We start from the raw sequence: 17,896 nt of genomic DNA on the forward strand, positions 1-17,896 counted from the left end.
CAGCCATGATGACCCTCGAACAAGCGCTCGCCTGGATTCCCGGCGGCAAGCTCGTCGGCGACGGCAGTATTGCGATCACGCGCGTGCACACCGACAGCCGCACGCTGCAGCACGGCGACCTGTTCGTCGCGCTCAAAGGCGAGCGCTTCGATGCGAACGACTTCATCGGCCAGGCCGGCGCCAACGGTGCTGTCGCCGCGCTGGCGCATCGCGGCAAGTTGCCTGAGGGTATGGCCGGCATTGAAGTGGATGACACGAAGCTCGCACTCGGCACACTGGCCGCAGGCTGGCGCTCGCAGTTCACGCTGCCGCTGATCGCCGTCACGGGCAGCAACGGCAAGACCACGGTGACGCAGATGATCGCGTGCATCCTGCGCGCGTGGCAGGCGGATGCAACGCTCGCGACGCAAGGCAACTTCAACAACGACATCGGCCTGCCGCTGACGCTGCTGTGCCTGCGCGCCGCGCACCGCATTGGTGTGATCGAGCTGGGCATGAACCATCCGGGTGAGATTGAATATCTCGCCAACATCGCGAAACCGACGGTGGCGCTTGTGAACAACGCGCAGCGCGAGCACCAGGAATTCATGGCCACCGTGGAAGCCGTGGCCCACGAAAATGGAATGGTTCTTGCGTCGCTTGCAGCAAACGGTGTGGCCGTGTTTCCTGCAGACGAGGAATTCACGCTCGTCTGGAATGAACTGGCAGGAATACGGCCCACCCTGGTTTTCGGCACCTCAGGTGGTGCTGACATCAGTTTGGCCGGGACGCAATGGCAAGGTGGGCATTGGCAGGTGGACGTGCAAACGCCCGCAGGTGCTGTCACTTACCGACTCCATATCGCCGGCCGCCATAACGTGCGCAACTCGCTGGCTGCAGTTGCATGCGCACTCGCAGCCGGCGTGCCGCTCGCTGCCATTGGGCGCGGGCTCGACACCTTTGAGCCCGTCAAGGGCCGCTCGCGCGCCATGAGCGTCGAGCTCGCGGGCCGCACGATCACACTGGTCGACGACACCTACAACTCCAACCCCGACTCCGCGCGCGCCGCCATCGACGTGCTTGCCGAGCTGCCTGCACCGCGCCTGCTGGTGCTCGGCGACATGGGCGAAGTCGGCGACCAGGGGCCGCAATTCCACGCCGAAGTCGGCGACCACGCACGCGACATGCAGATCGAACACCTCTTCACACTCGGCGAGCAGTCAAAAGCCATGCGCGGCTGGCACTTCACGGATATCGAGTCGCTCAAGACTGCTGTGCTGGCCGAGCTGTCGTCAGCAGCAAGCGTGCTCGTCAAGGGCTCGCGCTTCATGAAGATGGAGCGCGTGGTCGAGGCGATCGTGGCGCATGCCGGCGCTGCAGGCAAGGAGGGTTCGCATGCTGCTTAGCCTGGCCGCGTGGTTGCAGACGCTCGGGCCGGAGTTCGGCTTCCTGCGGGTCATCCAGTACCTCACGTTCCGCGCGGTGATGGCCGCGATGACATCGCTGCTGATCGGCCTGATCGCCGGCCCCGCCGTGATTCGCCGCCTCACCGCCTTGAAGATCGGCCAGCCTGTGCGTGGCTATGGCATGGAGACGCACCTGTCCAAGAGCGGCACGCCGACGATGGGTGGCGTGCTCGTGCTGCTGTCGATCGTGATCTCCACCGTGCTGTGGTTCGATCTGACGAACCGCTTCGTGTGGATCGTGCTCTTGGTGATGATCGGCTTCGGCGCCATTGGCTGGGCGGACGACTGGCGCAAGGTCGTCAACAAAGACCCGGAGGGCATGCGCTCGCGCGAGAAGTATTTCTGGCAATCGCTGATCGGCCTGATCGCCGCGCTGTACCTTGTGTTCAGCATCTCCGAGAGCAACAACTACCTCGTGATCCAGCTGTTCTTCAAATGGGTCGCGTCAGGCTTCGATGTGAACCTGCCGCCCAAGGCAGGCCTGCTGCTGCCATTTTTCAAGGAAGTGAGCTATCCGCTCGGTGTGTTCGGCTTCGTGATCCTCACGTACCTGGTGATTGTGGGCTCGAGCAATGCGGTGAACCTGACTGATGGCCTCGATGGCCTGGCGATCATGCCGGTGGTGATGGTCGGCTCGGCGCTCGGCGTGTTCGCGTATGTCACGGGCAGTGCGGTCTACTCGAAGTACCTGTTCTTCCCGTACATCCCCGGCTCAGGTGAGCTGCTGATTTTCTGCGCCGCGCTCGCTGGTGCGGGCCTGGCATTCCTGTGGTTCAACACCCATCCGGCGCAGGTGTTCATGGGCGACGTCGGCGCGCTCGCGCTTGGCGGCGCGCTCGGCACGATCGCGGTGATCGTGCGGCAGGAAATCGTGCTATCGATCATGGGCGGCATCTTCGTGGTCGAGGCGCTGTCGGTGATGGCGCAGGTCGTGTACTTCAAGTACACGAAACGCAAATACGGTGAGGGCCGGCGCATTCTGAAGATGGCGCCGCTGCACCACCACTTTGAAAAGAGCGGCTGGAAGGAAACGCAGGTCGTGGTCCGGTTCTGGATCATCACGATGCTGCTGTGCCTGGTCGGCCTGTCCACCCTAAAACTCCGATGAACGCACACGACCTTCAAGGCAAGCACGTTCTCGTCCTGGGGCTCGGGTTGTCCGGCCTCGCGATGGCGCGCTGGTGTGCGCGCCACGGTGCACGCATCACAGTGGCTGATACGCGCGGTGAGCCGCCGCAACTCGCCACGCTGCGCGAGGAGTTGCCCGACGCGAAATTTGTCGCTGGCGAATTCCAGGCGCACTTGCTGGACGACGGTGTGCAGGCGGTGATGCGCAGCCCGGGCCTGTCACCCGAGCAGATCGCGCATGTCACAGCATCGGCAGATGAACTCGGCATTCCGGTCGGCGGCGAGCTGAGCCTGTTTGCGTCGGCACTCGCCGCGCTCAAGGCAGACAAAGCGTATTCGCCCGCGGTGCTCGCCGTCACCGGCACCAATGGCAAGACGACGGTCACGGCGCTCGCGGGCCAGCTCGTCGAACGCTCGGGGCGCAGTGTTGCGGTGGCGGGCAACATCGGCCCGACGCTGCTCGACACACTGGCGCAGAAAATCGACGCCGACGCGCTGCCGCAGGTGTGGGTGATCGAGCTGTCGAGCTTCCAGCTCGAGACGCCCGGTGAGTTCGAGCCCACTGCAGCCACGGTGCTGAACATCACGCAGGACCACCTCGACTGGCATGGCTCCATGAAGGCCTATGCAGCAGCCAAACAGCGTGTGTTCGGCAAGTCGACGCTGATGATCCTCAACCGCGAAGACGCGATGGTCATGGCGATGCTGCCTGAGCCCGTGCGAGTGAGCGCCGCTCGGCCGCCCGCAGGCGCGAAGGCCCCCTCGGAGGGCAGTGCAGTCCACGCCGTGGCAAGCGTGGGGGCCAGGAATCGCGGCAAGTTCGAGCAGCGCGAGTACATCACGTTCGGTGCCGATTCGCCGCAGCGCGCAGGTGACTTCGGCATTGAGGAAACAAGCGGCATGGCCTGGCTCGTGCGCGCGCATGAGGCAGACGAAACGCGGCGCAAGCGCAGCGAAGAAGCCGAAGAAATCTTTGTCCAGCGCCTGATGCCTTGCGATGCACTGCGCATCCGGGGCCGGCACAACGCGGTGAATGCGCTGGCGGCGCTTGCGCTGGCCAGCGCTGCCGGTTGCGCGCTCGGCCCGATGTTGTACGGCCTGCGCGAGTATCGCGGCGAGCCACATCGTGTCGAGTCGGTGGGCATCGTGGGTGAGGTCGAATACTTCGACGACAGCAAGGGCACGAATGTGGGCGCCACCGTGGCAGCGCTGCAAGGGCTGGGCGCGGAGCGCAAGCTGGTCGTGATTCTGGGCGGCGACGGCAAGGGCCAGGACTTCTCTCCGCTGGCCGCGCCAGTCGTGCGCCATGCGCGTGCAGCGGTGCTCATTGGCCGCGACGCGCCGCTGCTGCGTGAAGTGCTCGAGCCGCAAGGCGTGCGGCTGATCGATGCAGCGTCGATGGAAGAAGCAGTGACAAAGGCTGCGCAAGTTGCGCACCCCGGTGACGCCGTGCTGATGTCGCCCGCCTGCGCGAGCTTCGACATGTTCCGCAACTATCCGCACCGCGCTGAAGTGTTTCGCGCTGCCGTGCGCACGCTGGCCGACGCGGCGGGTGTCGAACTGGAGGGCGCGGCATGAGCATGGCCGCGGCGCTCTCAGGCTTCTTGCGGCGCGATCGCGTGCTGGCGAAGGCGCCCGTGCGCATCCAGCCGATCGACCAGGCGCTGATCTGGGTCACGGTCGGCCTGCTCGCTTTCGGCCTGGTGATGGTCTATTCGGCCTCGGTCGCGATGCCGGACAACCCGAAGTTCGCGCGCTATGCGCACATGCACTTCCTGATCCGCCACGCCGGCTTCATCGCGTTCTCTTTTATCGCCGCGCTGCTGGCATTCCAGGTGCCCGTGGCCACGTGGGAAAAGATTGCGCCGTGGCTGTTCATCGCGTCACTGCTGATGCTCATCCTCGTGCTGCTGCCGCACATCGGCAAGGGCGTGAACGGCGCGCGCCGCTGGATCGGCTTTGGCTTCATGAGCTTCCAGCCATCAGAGCTGGCGAAGTTTGCGACGCTGCTCTACGCCGCCGACTACATGGTGCGCAAGATGGAAGTCAAGGAGCGGTTCTTCCGCGCCGTGCTGCCGATGGCTGCGGCCGTGGCCATCGTCGGCCTGCTGCTGCTGGCCGAGCCCGACATGGGTGCCTTCATGGTGATTTCTGTCATCGCCATGGGCATCCTGTTCCTGGGCGGCGTGAACGCGCGCATGTTCTTCCTGATTGCTGCGGTGATGGTCATTGCGTTCATGCTGATGATTGCGATGTCCGAGTGGCGGCGCGAACGCATCTTTGCGTACCTCGACCCGTGGAGCGAGAAGAACGCCGTGGGCAAGGGCTACCAGCTGTCGCACTCGCTGATTGCGATTGGTCGCGGTGAAATTTTTGGCGTGGGGCTGGGCGGCAGCGTTGAGAAGCTGCACTGGCTGCCTGAAGCGCACACCGACTTCCTGCTCGCTGTGATCGGCGAGGAGTTTGGCCTGGTGGGCGTGCTGATCGTGATCGTCGCCTTCTTGTGGATGACGCGCCGCATCATGCACATCGGCCGCCAGGCGATTGCCCTCGACCGCGTGTTCGCGGGGCTGGTGGCGCAAGGTGTCGGCATCTGGATCGGCTTCCAGGCGTTCATCAACATGGGCGTGAACCTGGGTGCGCTGCCGACAAAGGGGCTGACGCTGCCGCTGATGAGTTATGGCGGCTCGGCGATCTTGCTGAACCTCATCGCGATCGCTGTCGTGCTGCGAATCGACTACGAGAACAAAGTGCTGATGCGCGGAGGCCGGGCATGACGGCACGCCAGCTCGCTCCCAAGTGCGCGCTCGTCATGGCGGGCGGCACGGGCGGCCACATCTTCCCGGGGCTTGCCGTGGCGCAGGCGCTGCGCGACAAGTCGTGGCGTGTGCATTGGCTGGGCGGGCCAGGCAGCATGGAAAGCCAACTCGTTCCGGCACGCGGTTTCCCGTTCGAGACGATCGCTTTCTCCGGCGTGCGCGGCAAGGGCTTCAAGACGCTGCTGCTGTTGCCGCTGCGCCTGCTCAAGGCCTTCTGGGATTCGATTGGCGTCGTGCGCCGCGTGAAGCCCGATGTGGTGATTGGCCTGGGCGGCTACATCACGTTCCCTGCGGGCCTGATGAGTGTGCTGCTCGGCAAGCCGCTTGTGCTGCACGAACAGAACTCAATCGCGGGCATGGCCAACAAGGTGCTTGCGGCAGTGGCCGATCGTGTGTTCACCGCTTTCCCGAATGTGTTCCGCAAGGGTGCATGGGTGGGCAATCCGCTGCGCGAATCGTTCCTGAACCAGCCCGGGCCGCAAGAGCGATTCGCCGGGCGCACGGGCAAACTGAAGCTGCTCGTCGTGGGTGGCAGCCTGGGTGCCAAGGGTTTGAACGATGCGGTGCCGAAGGCGCTGGCGCTCATCGACGCGGCACAGCGGCCGATCGTCGTGCATCAAGGCGGCGCGAAGCAGCTGGATGAACTGCGTGCGAACTACGCCGCAGCAGGCGTTGAAGCAGAGCTCACGCCGTTCATCGACGACACAGCGCGTGCGTATGCCGACGCGGACCTGATCGTCTGCCGCGCGGGCGCCAGCACCGTGACGGAAATCGCTGCCGTGGGTGCGGCTGCGGTCTTCGTGCCGTTCCCGTTTGCGGTGGACGACCACCAGACGACCAACGCGAAGTTCCTCGTCGATGCGGGAGGCGGCTGGCTGGTCCAGCAGCGCGACCTCACGCCCGAGTGGCTTGCGCACCTCATCCAAAACACCAGCCGCGACGAGCTCGTCAAAAAAGCGCTCGCGGCCAGGAAGATGCAGAAGACCGACGCCACCCACGAAGTGGTGAAGGCCTGCGAAGAACTGGCGAACAAGTCATGAAGCACGCGATCAAGCACATTCATTTCGTCGGGGTAGGCGGCGCCGGCATGTCCGGCATTGCCGAAGTGCTGCGCAACCAGGGCTACGAGATTTCCGGCTCTGACCTGTCCGACAGCGCCACGCTGCGCCGCCTGAAGGGCCTGGGCATCAGCACCTTCGTCGGCCATGCGGCTGCGAACGTGGAGGGCGCTGATGCAGTGGTTACCTCAACGGCCGTGCAAAGCAATAACCCCGAAGTGCTGGCTGCACGCGCACGCAAGATTCCCGTCGTGCCGCGCGCGATGATGCTGGCTGAATTGATGCGCCTCAAGCAGGGCATTGCCATTGCAGGCACGCACGGCAAGACGACGACGACATCGCTCGTCGCCAGCGTGCTCGCCGAAGGCGGGCTCGACCCCACGTTCGTGATTGGCGGCCGGCTCAACAGTGCAGGCGCCAATGCCAAGCTCGGCAGTGGCGACTACATCGTGGTGGAAGCCGATGAATCCGATGCGTCGTTCCTGAACCTGTTCCCGGTGATGGCCGTCGTGACGAACATCGACGAAGACCACATGGAAACGTACGACCATGACTTCAACAAGCTGAAGTCGGCGTTCCTCGATTTCCTGCATCGCATGCCGTTCTACGGCACGGCCATTCTTTGCATCGACAGCCCGGCTGTGCGCGAGATCATGCCCAACGTGCAGTGCCCGGTCACAAGCTACGGCGTGAGCGAAGACGCGCAGGTGCGCGCCGTCAACATCCGCGCGGTGGGCACGCAAATGCATTTCACGGTGCAGCGGCGCAACGGCATCACGCTGCCCGATCTTGATGTGAAGCTCAACCTGGTGGGGCACCACAACGTGCTGAACGCGTTGTCGGCCATTGCAGTTGCCGTTGAACTGAACGTGCCGGATGAAGCCGTGCTCAAGTCACTGGCCGAGTTCAAGGGCGTGGGCCGCCGCTTCCAGAGCTACGGCGAGATTGCCTTGAAGCCCGAAAACGGTGGCGGCACCTTCACGGTGATCGAAGACTATGGCCACCATCCTGTCGAAGTGGCAACCACGCTGGCGGCCGCGCACGGTGCGTTCCCGGGCCGTCGCATCGTGCTCGCTTTCCAGCCGCATCGCTACACGCGCACGCGCGACTGCTTTGAAGACTTCGTGAAGGTGCTGGGCAAGGCCGATGCGTTGTTGCTCGCCGAGGTGTACGCCGCCGGTGAGGCGCCGATCGTCGCGGCAGACGGCCGCTCACTCGTGCGCGCGGTGCGTGTGTCGGGCAAGGTCGAACCGATCTTTGTTGACGACATTGCCGCAATGCCTGCCGCGATTCTCGAAATGGCACGCGACGGCGACGTCGTCATGTGCATGGGCGCCGGCTCCATCGGCGGCGTGCCTGGCAAGCTCGTGGAGCTTGCGGTTGAGCGTTCAGCGTTGGGCGTTGAGCGTGGGAGCCAGGCATGACTTCACACGCCCAACGCCCAACGCCCAACGCCCAACCGGGCAGCGACTTTGGAAAAGTCGCGGTGCTCATGGGCGGCCATTCCGCCGAGCGCGAGGTCTCGCTCATGTCAGGCAGCGGTGTGCTCAAGGCGCTGCAATCCAAGGGCGTTGACGCGCATGCGTTCGACCCGGCTGAGCGCGAATTGGTCGAGCTCAAGCAAAAGGGCTTCCAGCGCTGCTTCATTGCGCTGCATGGCCGCTTCGGTGAAGACGGCACGGTGCAAGGCGCGCTGGAGCTGCTGGGCATTCCGTACACTGGCTCGGGCGTGATGGCATCGAGCATCGCCATCGACAAGGTGATGACCAAGCGTGTGTGGATGGCAGAAGGCATCCCGACGCCGAAGTTCACGCTGCTGCGCCGCGAGTCGTACACGCGCGAAATCATTCGCACCGTGCCTGACGACCTCGGCCTGCCAGTGATCGTCAAGCCAGCGCGTGAAGGCTCGTCGATCGGCGTCGCGAAGGTCAAGGGCTATTCAGAGATGCAGAACGCCGTCGAGCAAGCCGCGGCGCTTGACTCGGATGTGCTGTGCGAGCAGTTCATCAGCGGCGATGAAGTGACATGCCCGGTGCTGGGCACCGGCGACAGCGCTGTTGCGCTGCCTGTCATTCGCATCGTTGCGCCCGAGGGCAACTACGACTACCAGAACAAGTACTTCACGGACGACACGAAGTACATCGTGCCCTGCGGCCTGCCGGCAGGCGAGGAGCAGGCGATCCAGGATCTGGTGTTGCGCGCCTATCGCGTGCTGGGCTGCCGCGGCTGGGGCCGGGTCGACGTGATGATCGACGGTGCCACCCGCAAGCCCTACCTGCTGGAGATCAATACGTCGCCGGGCATGACGGGCCACTCACTGGTGCCGATGTCCGCGCGCGCGGCCGGCATCAGCTATGAGGACCTGTGCGTGCAGTTGCTGGCGCTGGCCTCGCTTGACCAGCAGAAAGGAACGGGCAAGAAGTGAACCCCGGCATGCCACCGCCCTTTGACGTGAAGCTGATGAACATCGCAGCGTCGCTGCTGTTCATGGGCTTTTTCGTCCTGCTGGTGGCAGCGGCGGCGTGGTGGGCTGTGCGCAACCCGGTGTTCGCCATCGCAGGGATCACTGTGCAAGGTGACACAGCGCACAACAACGCAGTGACGTTGCGCGCCAATGTGGCACCGCGACTGGCGGGCAACTTCTTCACCATCAACCTGACGAAAGCGCGCGAGGCCTTCGAGGCCGTGCCATGGGTGCGCAAAGCCGTGGTGCGGCGCGACTTCCCGAACCGCTTGCGCGTGCAGTTGCAGGAACACAAGGCCGTTGCCCTGTGGGGCACGGATGGCGAATCGAAGTTGATCAACAACTTCGGTGAAGTGTTTGAGGCGAACGTGGGCGATGTGGAGCATGAAGAGCTGCCGCGCCTGGCGGGGCCCGCCGACCAGGCGCCGCAGGTGCTGGCGATGTACCAAGCTGTCAAGCCGCTGTTCGAGGCGCTTGACCTGTCGGTCGACCACGTCACGCTGTCGGCGCGTGGCAGCTGGCAAGTGGAACTGGAGACGGGTGCGCTGGTGGAGTTGGGGCGTGGCACCGCTGATGAAGTGATTGCGCGTACACAGCGGTTCACGCAATCGCTCACGCAAGTCGTGTCGCGCTACAACCGCCGGCCGGAGGCGCTGCAGTCAGCGGACCTGCGGCACGCGGACGGGTATGCAATTCGGTTGAGGGGCGTCGCCACCACTGTGGTGGGCGAGGCGAAGAAATAGAGGGCGAAAGGCACCATGGCAAAGGAATACAAGGACCTGGTAGTAGGGCTGGACATCGGGACCGCCAAGGTGATGGTGGTCGTCGCCGAAGTCATGCCCGGCGGCGAGCTCAAGCTGGCGGGGCTGGGCGTGGCGCCGTCGAACGGATTGAAGCGCGGCGTGGTGGTGAACATCGATGCCACGGTGCAGAGCATCCAGCAGGCCTTGAAAGAAGCCGAGCTGATGGCCGACTGCAAGATCACGCGCGTGTACACCGGCATCACCGGTGCACACATCCGCGGCATCAACTCCAGCGGCATGGTGGCCGTGAAGGACAAGGAAGTGACGGCGGCTGATGTGGCGCGCGTGGTGGAGACAGCGCGCGCCATCAACATCTCGACCGACCAGCGCCTGCTGCTCGTGGAGCCACAGGAATTCGTGATCGACGGCCAGGACGTGAAAGAGCCGATCGGCATGAGCGGCATCCGCCTGGAGGCGAAGGTGCATATCGTCACGGGCGCGCAAAGCGCGGCAGAAAACATCATCAAGTGCGTGCGCCGCTGCGGCCTGGAAGTTGACCAGCTTTTGCTGAACCCGCTCGCGTCCAGTCTTGCTGTGTTGACCGAAGACGAGCGCGAACTTGGCGTTGCGGTGGTCGATATCGGTGCGGGCACGACCGACGTGGCGATTTTCACGAACGGCGCGATTCGCCACACGGCGGTGATTCCGATTGCGGGCGACCTGATCACGAGCGATATCGCGATGGCGCTGCGCACGCCGACGAAGGACGCAGAGGACATCAAGGTCGAGAGCGGCTATGCCAAGCAGCTGCTGGCTGACCCCGAGCAGCAAGTGGAAGTGCCGGGCCTGGGTGACCGTGGCCCGCGCATGCTGAGCAAGCAGGCGCTGGCTGGTGTGATCGAGCCGCGCATCGAAGAGATTTATTCGCTCGTGCAGCAGGTGATTCGCGAGTCGGGCTACGAGGAAGTGCTGTCGTCGGGCATTGTGATCACGGGCGGCAGCTCGATCATGCCCGGCATGGTGGAGCTGGGCGAAGACATCTTCCTCAAGCCCGTGCGGCGCGGCATCCCGAAATATCGCGGCTCGCTGTCTGACATGGTGGCGCAAGTGCGCGCCGCGACGGTGATGGGCCTGCTCGAAGAAGCGCGGCTCGGCCGCATCCGCGGGCTGAAGGTCGCGCAGAAAAACGGTTCAGTGAAAACGGCCTTTGGCCGCTTCAAGGACTTCATCGTGGGGAACTTCTAACAATGAGCAATTGGCCCCCACGCTTGCTAGCGCTGCGCTGCCCCCCGAGGGGGCTCTCGCACCTAGGGGCGGCCCGTCGGTGCTCGGCCAAGCTCTGGCTTGCGCGTGGGAGTCCCCACCGGAAAAGAAAAGACCGAAGGCGGTGCACCGGGCCGCCATCGGCGCGTTCATGAACAACAACTATCAACAATCGTTAACGGCAACTGCAAAAGCATTCAGGAGATATGAAATGAGCATCGAAATGATCGAAGTCGAAGAGTTCAACCTCGGCACGCAGATCAAGGTGATCGGCGTCGGTGGCGGTGGCGGCAACGCTGTCGAACACATGATCGGCCGCGCCGTGCAGGGCGTGGAGTTCATCTGCGCGAATACGGACGCGCAGGCGCTCGCACGCAGCGCCGCCCACAAGACGATCCAGCTGGGCGTCACGGGCCTGGGCGCAGGCAGCAAGCCTGAGAAGGGCCGCGATGCCGCTGAGACAGCCGTCGAAGAAATTCGCGCGGCCATCGAAGGCGCGCACATGCTCTTCATCACCGCTGGCATGGGTGGCGGCACGGGCACCGGTGCAGCGCCGGTGATCGCACGCGTCGCGAAGGAGATGGGCATCCTCACGGTCGGCGTCGTGACCAAGCCGTTCGACTGGGAAGGTGGCCGCCGCATGACCAACGCCGACAACGGCCTGGCCGAGCTCGAAGCGAATGTTGATTCGCTGATCGTGGTGCTGAACGAGAAGCTGCTCGAAGTGCTGGGCGATGACATCACGCAAGACGAAGCGTTTGCGCACGCCAACGACGTGCTCAAGAACGCTGTCGGCGGTATCGCGGAAATCATCAACGAGTACGGCAACGTGAACGTCGACTTCGAAGACGTGCGCACCGTGATGGGCGAGCCGGGCAAGGCCATGATGGGCACTGCCATCGCTGCCGGCCCGGACCGCGCGCGCATCGCCGCCGAGCAGGCTGTGGCCTGCCCGCTGCTCGAAGGCATCGACCTCTCGGGCGCCAAGGGCGTGCTGGTGCTGGTGACAGCAGCCAAGGGCAGCCTGAAGCTGTCGGAGTCGAAGCTGGCGATGAACACGATCCGCGCCTATGCCTCGCCGGATGCGCATGTGATCTACGGCGCTGCGTACGACGACCAGCTGGGCGACGAAATGCGCGTCACGGTGGTGGCCACGGGCCTGTCGCGTCATGGCCAGCGCCGCACGGCGCCTCCGCTGCAAGTGCTGCGCACCGGCACCGACAACACGCCGATCAACGTGCCCACGGTGAACAACGCTGTTGCCGGCCCAGGCGCCATCGTCACGCGTGACCAGCAGATGGGTGTCGCCGGCCAGCAGGACTACGCAGGCATGGCTGTGCCCAGCGTATGGCGCACGAACCGCACGCAGGCAGCTGCGAAGGTTGACGCGCTGTCCAGCGGCGGCATGGATGACTTTGAGATCCCCGCATTCCTGCGCAAGCAAGCGGACTGATTGAAGAGATTCAAAAGTTTGAGAGAAACGCTGTATTTACAAATTTAAAGAGTGTTCTCCAAGGGGAGTGTTCGGGGCGAATCCGTTGCAAGTGGATTCGCCCCATTTCTTTTTTCACTGCGCTGCGGCCGGGCAGTGTCGCTAGCGGGTTTGGACCCCGGGTGGTCTTTACGGCTGCTAAATGTCAACTCACTGTTGAACCACTAAAATTCCGCCATGCTCCAGCAACGCACACTCAAGACTCTCACCAAGGCTGTGGGCGTGGGGCTGCACAGCGGCCAGCGCGTTGAGCTGACGTTGCGGCCTGCAGCGCCTGATACGGGCATCGTCTTTCGCCGCATTGACCTGCCGGTGCCTGTTGATATTCCGGTGCGCGCTGATGCGGCGACGGATACGCGGCTCGCTTCCACAATTTCCAACGGCAGCGCCAAGGTGCAGACGGTCGAACACCTGATGTCGGCCTGCGCTGGGCTCGGGCTGGACAACCTTTACGTTGATATCACCGCTGAAGAAGTGCCGATTCTGGATGGCTCATCGGCATCGTTCGTGTTCCTGCTGCAAAGCGCGGGCGTGCAATTGCAGAACGCGCCCAAGCGCTTCATGCGCGTGATCAAGCCTGTGGAAGTCCGGCTGGGCGAGGGCGATGACTTGAAGTGGGCGCGGCTGGATCCGTATCACGGCTTCAAGCTCAGCTTTGAAATTGACTTCGCGCATCGCGTGGTGGACTCGACGGGCCAGCGCGTGACGTTCGATCTCGGCTCTGGCTCGTATGCGCGCGACATCGCACGCGCCCGCACCTTCGGCTTCACGAAAGACCTGGAGACGATGCGCGCCAACGGCCTGGGCCTCGGCGGTGGTCTCGACAATGCGGTGGTGATGGACGACTACCGTGTGCTCAATAGCGACGGCCTTCGCTACGACGACGAGTTCGTCAAGCACAAGATCCTCGACGCGATGGGCGACCTGTACCTCGTGGGCAAGCCGCTGCTGGCGTCGTACACGGCATTCCGCTCCGGCCACGCGATGAACAACAAGTTGCTGCGCGAATTGCTTTCGCATCCTGATGCGTACGAGATCGTCACCTTCGAAGACGACAAGCAGGCACCCGCTGGTTTCCTGAAACCCGCACGGGCCTGGTAGGCGATGGCTGTCTTTCGCTGGGCGGTGCTTGTCCTGCTGGTCGCCTCGGCGATCTGCTTCCTGATCTTCGCCGTGACAGGGCAGCCTCGCTACAAAGCCGTCGGCCTGAAGCTCCTGTTCACAACGCTCGCGGCTGGGTTCGTCTTTTTCGCGGTGTTGATCGCGGAAAACCTGCTCGAATAACGCTGCGTGAACAGACCTGCGCGGGGGCTCAGTGCGTACGGCCAGCGCGGTACATGCCGGTCGTCTTGCGTGTGGCATCCACAGCTGTCGCAATGCGCGCCATCGATGCGCCCGCGTGGGCATGCGTGATCGCCAACCCAAGCGCATCGGCTGCGTCTTTGCCCGGCAGCCCCGGCAGCTTCAGCAAGCGCTTGACCATCTCTTGCACCTGCGCCTTCGCGGCTTGACCGTGCCCTGCGACGGCGCGCTTCATTTGCAGCGCGGTGTATTCGGCCACCGGCAAGTCGCATGACACCAGAGCTGTGACGCACGCGCCGCGCGCCTGGCCGAGCAGGAGCGTGGCCTGCGGATTCACATTCACAAACACGATCTCAACGGCGGCAACATCAGGCTGGTAGCGCGCTTTGACTTCGGCGATGCCGTCGAACAAAACCTTCAGGCGTGCAGGCAGGTCGCCGCGCGAGAGATGTGTGGTGGTGATGGTGCCGCTAGCGACGTAAGTCAGCGCTGCGCCATTGACATCAACGACGCCAAAGCCAGTCGTCTGCAGGCCAGGGTCAATGCCGAGAATTCGCATGGTGCATTGTCTCTCGATTCGGGGTCAGGACGCGGCCGCTGTGTGGCCGTTTCCCTCCGTGTCATTCCGCCGCCCTAATTGCGAAGCACCCTACTGGTGCTGGCGAGCTCCCTTCTTTACCTGCGGGAAACGGCCACACAGCGTCCACGTCCTCGCACTGTGCGGTTGGCGATCAACTCTGTGACAACCGCTGTGTCTTGTTTAACGTGCAGCGGTGATCACTGAGTAAATACTGAACCGCTCTGAGCAGGCTGCGAGCGATGGGCGGCCTTTTCCCGCAGGTAAAGAAGGGAGCCCGGCCTCGTGGCCGGCGGAATGACACGGAGGGAAAAGGCCGCCCATCGCTCGCAGCCCACCCCTGAACAGAAGGCGCAAAACAACAAGAGGCAATCACACCCCACCAGCCCCACCAAAATACCACCGCACCGAATGAAAAAAGATCGGCGCCGCAAAACACAACGCATCGACACGATCCAGCAGACCATTCGCGCCAGTAACCGACATCGTGCGCTTGCCCCATGACGTCACACCGCGATCACGCTTGAGCGCCTTCATCACCAGGTGCCCCATCGACCCTGCGACACACGCGATGAACGCCATCGCCAGCGCCTGGCCCGGCTTGAAGGGCGTGATGAATGACAGCACACCACCGGCAAAACTGCCAACGATCATGCCCAGGCCCCAGCTGAGCCAGTTGAAGCTCTTGCTCACCTCGGGCAGGCTGGGCGCACGCTTGAGGCGACGCGCGACCACGTACTGCACGAACATGCAGGTCTGCACGACAAACACCAGGAAGAACACGAGGAACGCGCCTTTGCCCTGGTACTTGCGGAACTCAAGCAGCAGCAGCGCCGGCACATGACTCATGCCGTAGATGCACACCATGATCCCCCACTGCAGCTTGGCGTTGCGCTCCAGGAAGCGTTGCGTGTCGCCCGCAAGCGCGCTCGCCAGCGGAATCGCAAGGAACACATAGACCGGGATGAACACAGTGAACAAGTCAAAGTGGCGCGATCCCGCCAGCCAGTACTGCACGGGCAGGACGATGAAGAACGCGAGCACCAGGCTGTTGTGATCGCCGCGCCGTGTGGGCGACAGCGTGATGAACTCGCGCAACGCAAAGAACGAGATAAAGGCAAACAGCACCGTCGCGAAGTAGTTGCCGGCCGCCCACGCAAGCCAGAACGCGATCACCATGAACCATGAGGTGCTGAGCACCGCGCGGAAATCGCGCAACTCGCCCAGGCGCGCTTCGTCCTGCTCGGTGGTGGCACGGCGGAATGTGAGCAGGAAGGCGGTGACGCTCACGACGATGAGCACGCCAAACACGATGAGGAACAGCACGCCGACTTGCTGCGTCGAGGTGAGGCCGCGAAGATACTGGTTCATCGCTCAGATCTCCCGCAGCGCAATAACGGCGGCACGAGCGCGGTCGAGGAACGCGCGCCGGTCTTCACCTTCTTCGAGCTGGATCGGCGCGCCAAATGTCACCGAGCAAAGAATCGGCACCGGCACGACTTCGCCCTTGGGCATCACGCGCTGGATGTTGTCGATCCACGCAGGCACGAGCACTACGTTGGGGAACTTCTGCGCCAGGTTGTACAGGCCTGCCTTGAACGGCTGCGGCTCATCGGCAAACCCGCGCGTGCCTTCAGGAAAGATGATGATCGAGTCGCCGCTGCGCAGCGCGTCGATCAGCGGCTCGAGCGGGTCTTGCTCGCCCACGCGCGCGCGGTCCACATAGATGGCATTGAACACCCGAGTGGTGATCCATTCGCGAAACGGCGTTTTCGTCCAGTAGTCCTTCGCGGCGATAGGCCGCGTGATGCTGCGCAGCTCTTTGGGCAGTGCCGCCCAGATCATCACGAGATCGGCGTGGCTCTGGTGGTTCGCAAAATAGATTCGCTGTTCTGCCTTGGGCGGGCATCCATACCAACGGGCTTGCGCGCCGGTCAATACACGGACCAGGCCCAGCAGGAACAGACTCATCAACTTCGCAAGCATGGCGCGAATGATAGGCGCAGGCGCGAGCAGCTCAGGGCAGCTCGGCCCCGCGCATGCGCTGCACGATTGTTTGTGCACGACTTGCGAGATAGCCGGAGTTGGCGAGCTTCTCGAAATACTTTGGCCGCGGCAGCATCACGGCAAGCCGCGCGGCTTCGTAGGCCGACAACTGCGAAGCGCTCTTGCGGAAGTAATGCTGCGACGCTGCTTCCGCGCCGAACACGCCCTCGCCCCATTCGACGTTGTTCAGGTACACCTCCAGGATGCGCTGTTTGCTCAACATTTTTTCGAGCGCGAACGTCAGCACGATCTCCTGTCCTTTGCGAAACAACGTGCGCTCGCCCGAGAGCAGCAGGTTTTTCGCAAGCTGCTGTGTGATGGTGGAGCCGCCGACGATCTTGGGCGGCTTGGCGGGCGGCGCTGCATTCGCGGCTTGAGCCTTGCGGGGAGCCTGCCGCGCGGCACGTTCTTCGGCCTGCTGGTTCTTCTGCCACGCTTTTTCCATCGCCTCCCAATCCACACCATCGTGATTGACGAAGCTGTCGTCCTCCGATGCGATCACTGCGCGCTTGAGGTTGTCGGAAATGCTGTCGTAGGGCACCCATTGCTCGCGCCACGCGAGGCTGCCTTTGTGCGTGGCAATGCGCCAGGCTTCAGAGCGCTGGAACGTTGTCGATTGCGGCGCAACCGCCGCGGCCATGGCGATGCGCATGAGAAAGAAGACTTGCAACGCAAGCGCTGCAACGATTGCCAGGAACAGCCAGCGTGTGAGCGCTTTCATGTCGCTCGCATCACGCCAGCGCGGCCCGCAGTTCAGCAAGCACTTGGGCAGAAGGTGGCCGCACGCCGCGCCACACCGCAAACGCTTCGGCCGCCTGCTCGACCAGCATGCCCAGGCCGTCGCGCGCGATGGCGCCGTGTTGGCTCGCCCAGTCCATGAAACCTTGCGCGGCGGGCCCGTACATCAGGTCGCAGGCGAGCGTGCCGCGCATCAGCACTTCGGGCGATACGGGCACCGCTTCGCCGGCCAGGCTGCTGGCGGTGGCATTGATGACCACTTCAAAGCCGTCGCGCACTTCGTGCAATTCGGGCGCGGCGAGCCGCACGTTGTGCATCGCGGCGAGCTCGGCGTGGCGCTCGATCAGCACGCCTGCCTTGGCCTGCGTGCGATTGGCGACGACGATGGAGCGCGGCCTCGCTTCGATCAGCGGCCCCAGCACGCCTGCGGCCGCGCCGCCCGCGCCTATCAGCAGCACATCGACACGCGCGAGCTTGATGCCCGCATTGCGGGTGAGGTCCGCCACGAGGCCGATGCCATCGGTGTTGTCGGCAAACACGTCGTCGCCGTCAAAGCGCAGCGTGTTGACTGCGCCTGCCAGTTCGGCCCGCGCGGTCAGTGTCGTTGCAAGCGGCGCAGCCTCGAACTTGAACGGCACCGTGATGTTGCAGCCCTTGCCGCCTTCGGCGCGAAACGCGCGCACGGTGCTGGCAAAGGTGTTGGTGGCCACCAGCCGCTTGCCGTATTCCATGTCCTGCCCGGTCAGCTGTGCAAACCGCGCGTGGATCCACGGCGATTTGCTGTGCTCGACGGGGTTGCCCATCACGCAGTACTTGTCCAT

The 17,896-nt window shown here is 63.7% G+C and carries 17 protein-coding genes; 12 read left to right on the plus strand and 5 right to left on the minus strand.

What is annotated here, in order from left to right; genetic code table 11:
* Positions 1-5: 5 nt before the first annotated feature.
* The 12 genes from GHT07_RS09875 (at position 6) to GHT07_RS09930 (ending at position 13,696) form a co-directional block, all read left to right on the plus strand.
* Entirely contained in the window at positions 6-1,385 is a 1,380-nt protein-coding gene (locus GHT07_RS09875) for a UDP-N-acetylmuramoyl-tripeptide--D-alanyl-D-alanine ligase (protein ID WP_153585122.1), read from the plus strand.
* Complete coding sequence (gene mraY, locus GHT07_RS09880; protein WP_153584915.1) at positions 1,375-2,553, plus strand: phospho-N-acetylmuramoyl-pentapeptide-transferase; 1,179 nt, start codon at positions 1,375-1,377, stop codon at positions 2,551-2,553. Before GHT07_RS09875 ends, mraY begins: the two co-directional genes overlap by 11 nt.
* The gene (locus tag GHT07_RS09885; RefSeq protein ID WP_153584916.1) at positions 2,550-4,151 is read left to right on the plus strand and encodes a Mur ligase family protein; all 1,602 of its coding nucleotides are present in this window, start codon (positions 2,550-2,552) and stop codon (positions 4,149-4,151) included. Before mraY ends, GHT07_RS09885 begins: the two co-directional genes overlap by 4 nt.
* Positions 4,148-5,350 (plus strand): putative lipid II flippase FtsW, encoded by a 1,203-nt coding sequence (ftsW, locus tag GHT07_RS09890; RefSeq protein WP_153584917.1) that lies wholly within the window; start codon positions 4,148-4,150, stop codon positions 5,348-5,350. Before GHT07_RS09885 ends, ftsW begins: the two co-directional genes overlap by 4 nt.
* The gene (gene murG, locus GHT07_RS09895) at positions 5,347-6,432 is read left to right on the plus strand and encodes an undecaprenyldiphospho-muramoylpentapeptide beta-N-acetylglucosaminyltransferase (protein WP_153584918.1); all 1,086 of its coding nucleotides are present in this window, start codon (positions 5,347-5,349) and stop codon (positions 6,430-6,432) included. Before ftsW ends, murG begins: the two co-directional genes overlap by 4 nt.
* A complete protein-coding gene (murC, locus tag GHT07_RS09900) occupies positions 6,429-7,874 on the plus strand; it encodes a UDP-N-acetylmuramate--L-alanine ligase (protein ID WP_153584919.1) in 1,446 nt (481 codons plus the stop codon). The genes murG and murC overlap by 4 nt, the downstream gene beginning before the upstream one ends.
* Entirely contained in the window at positions 7,871-8,875 is a 1,005-nt protein-coding gene (locus tag GHT07_RS09905; protein WP_153584920.1) for a D-alanine--D-alanine ligase, read from the plus strand. Before murC ends, GHT07_RS09905 begins: the two co-directional genes overlap by 4 nt.
* Entirely contained in the window at positions 8,872-9,657 is a 786-nt protein-coding gene (locus GHT07_RS09910) for a cell division protein FtsQ/DivIB (RefSeq protein WP_323740872.1), read from the plus strand. Before GHT07_RS09905 ends, GHT07_RS09910 begins: the two co-directional genes overlap by 4 nt.
* A gap of 15 nt (positions 9,658-9,672) precedes the next feature.
* Positions 9,673-10,902, plus strand: a complete 1,230-nt coding sequence (ftsA, locus tag GHT07_RS09915) for a cell division protein FtsA (RefSeq protein ID WP_153584922.1) — start codon at positions 9,673-9,675, stop codon at positions 10,900-10,902.
* A gap of 229 nt (positions 10,903-11,131) precedes the next feature.
* A complete protein-coding gene (ftsZ, locus tag GHT07_RS09920) occupies positions 11,132-12,373 on the plus strand; it encodes a cell division protein FtsZ (protein WP_153584923.1) in 1,242 nt (413 codons plus the stop codon).
* Between the two features lie 216 nt (positions 12,374-12,589).
* On the plus strand, positions 12,590-13,513 hold the full coding sequence (lpxC, locus tag GHT07_RS09925; RefSeq protein WP_153584924.1) for a UDP-3-O-acyl-N-acetylglucosamine deacetylase: 924 nt from the start codon (positions 12,590-12,592) through the stop codon (positions 13,511-13,513).
* A 3-nt stretch (positions 13,514-13,516) separates the two neighbouring features.
* A complete protein-coding gene (locus tag GHT07_RS09930) occupies positions 13,517-13,696 on the plus strand; it encodes a hypothetical protein (RefSeq protein ID WP_153584925.1) in 180 nt (59 codons plus the stop codon).
* Between the two features lie 28 nt (positions 13,697-13,724).
* Here GHT07_RS09930 and ruvC read toward each other — a convergent pair whose 3' ends face one another.
* The 5 genes from ruvC to aroE form a co-directional block, all read right to left on the minus strand.
* On the minus strand, positions 13,725-14,273 hold the full coding sequence (gene ruvC / locus GHT07_RS09935; RefSeq protein WP_153584926.1) for a crossover junction endodeoxyribonuclease RuvC: 549 nt from the start codon (positions 14,271-14,273) through the stop codon (positions 13,725-13,727).
* Positions 14,274-14,663: 390 nt separating this feature from the next.
* The gene (locus GHT07_RS09940) at positions 14,664-15,662 is read right to left on the minus strand and encodes a phosphatidate cytidylyltransferase (RefSeq protein ID WP_153584927.1); all 999 of its coding nucleotides are present in this window, start codon (positions 15,660-15,662) and stop codon (positions 14,664-14,666) included.
* A gap of 3 nt (positions 15,663-15,665) precedes the next feature.
* On the minus strand, positions 15,666-16,277 hold the full coding sequence (locus GHT07_RS09945) for a lysophospholipid acyltransferase family protein (protein WP_153584928.1): 612 nt from the start codon (positions 16,275-16,277) through the stop codon (positions 15,666-15,668).
* Between the two features lie 31 nt (positions 16,278-16,308).
* The gene (locus GHT07_RS09950; RefSeq protein WP_153584929.1) at positions 16,309-17,058 is read right to left on the minus strand and encodes a transglycosylase domain-containing protein; all 750 of its coding nucleotides are present in this window, start codon (positions 17,056-17,058) and stop codon (positions 16,309-16,311) included.
* A gap of 10 nt (positions 17,059-17,068) precedes the next feature.
* Complete coding sequence (gene aroE / locus GHT07_RS09955) at positions 17,069-17,896, minus strand: shikimate dehydrogenase (RefSeq protein WP_153584930.1); 828 nt, start codon at positions 17,894-17,896, stop codon at positions 17,069-17,071.

The organism is Caenimonas koreensis DSM 17982 (assembly GCF_009646335.1).
GTDB classification, from domain to species: domain Bacteria; phylum Pseudomonadota; class Gammaproteobacteria; order Burkholderiales; family Burkholderiaceae_C; genus Ramlibacter; species Ramlibacter koreensis.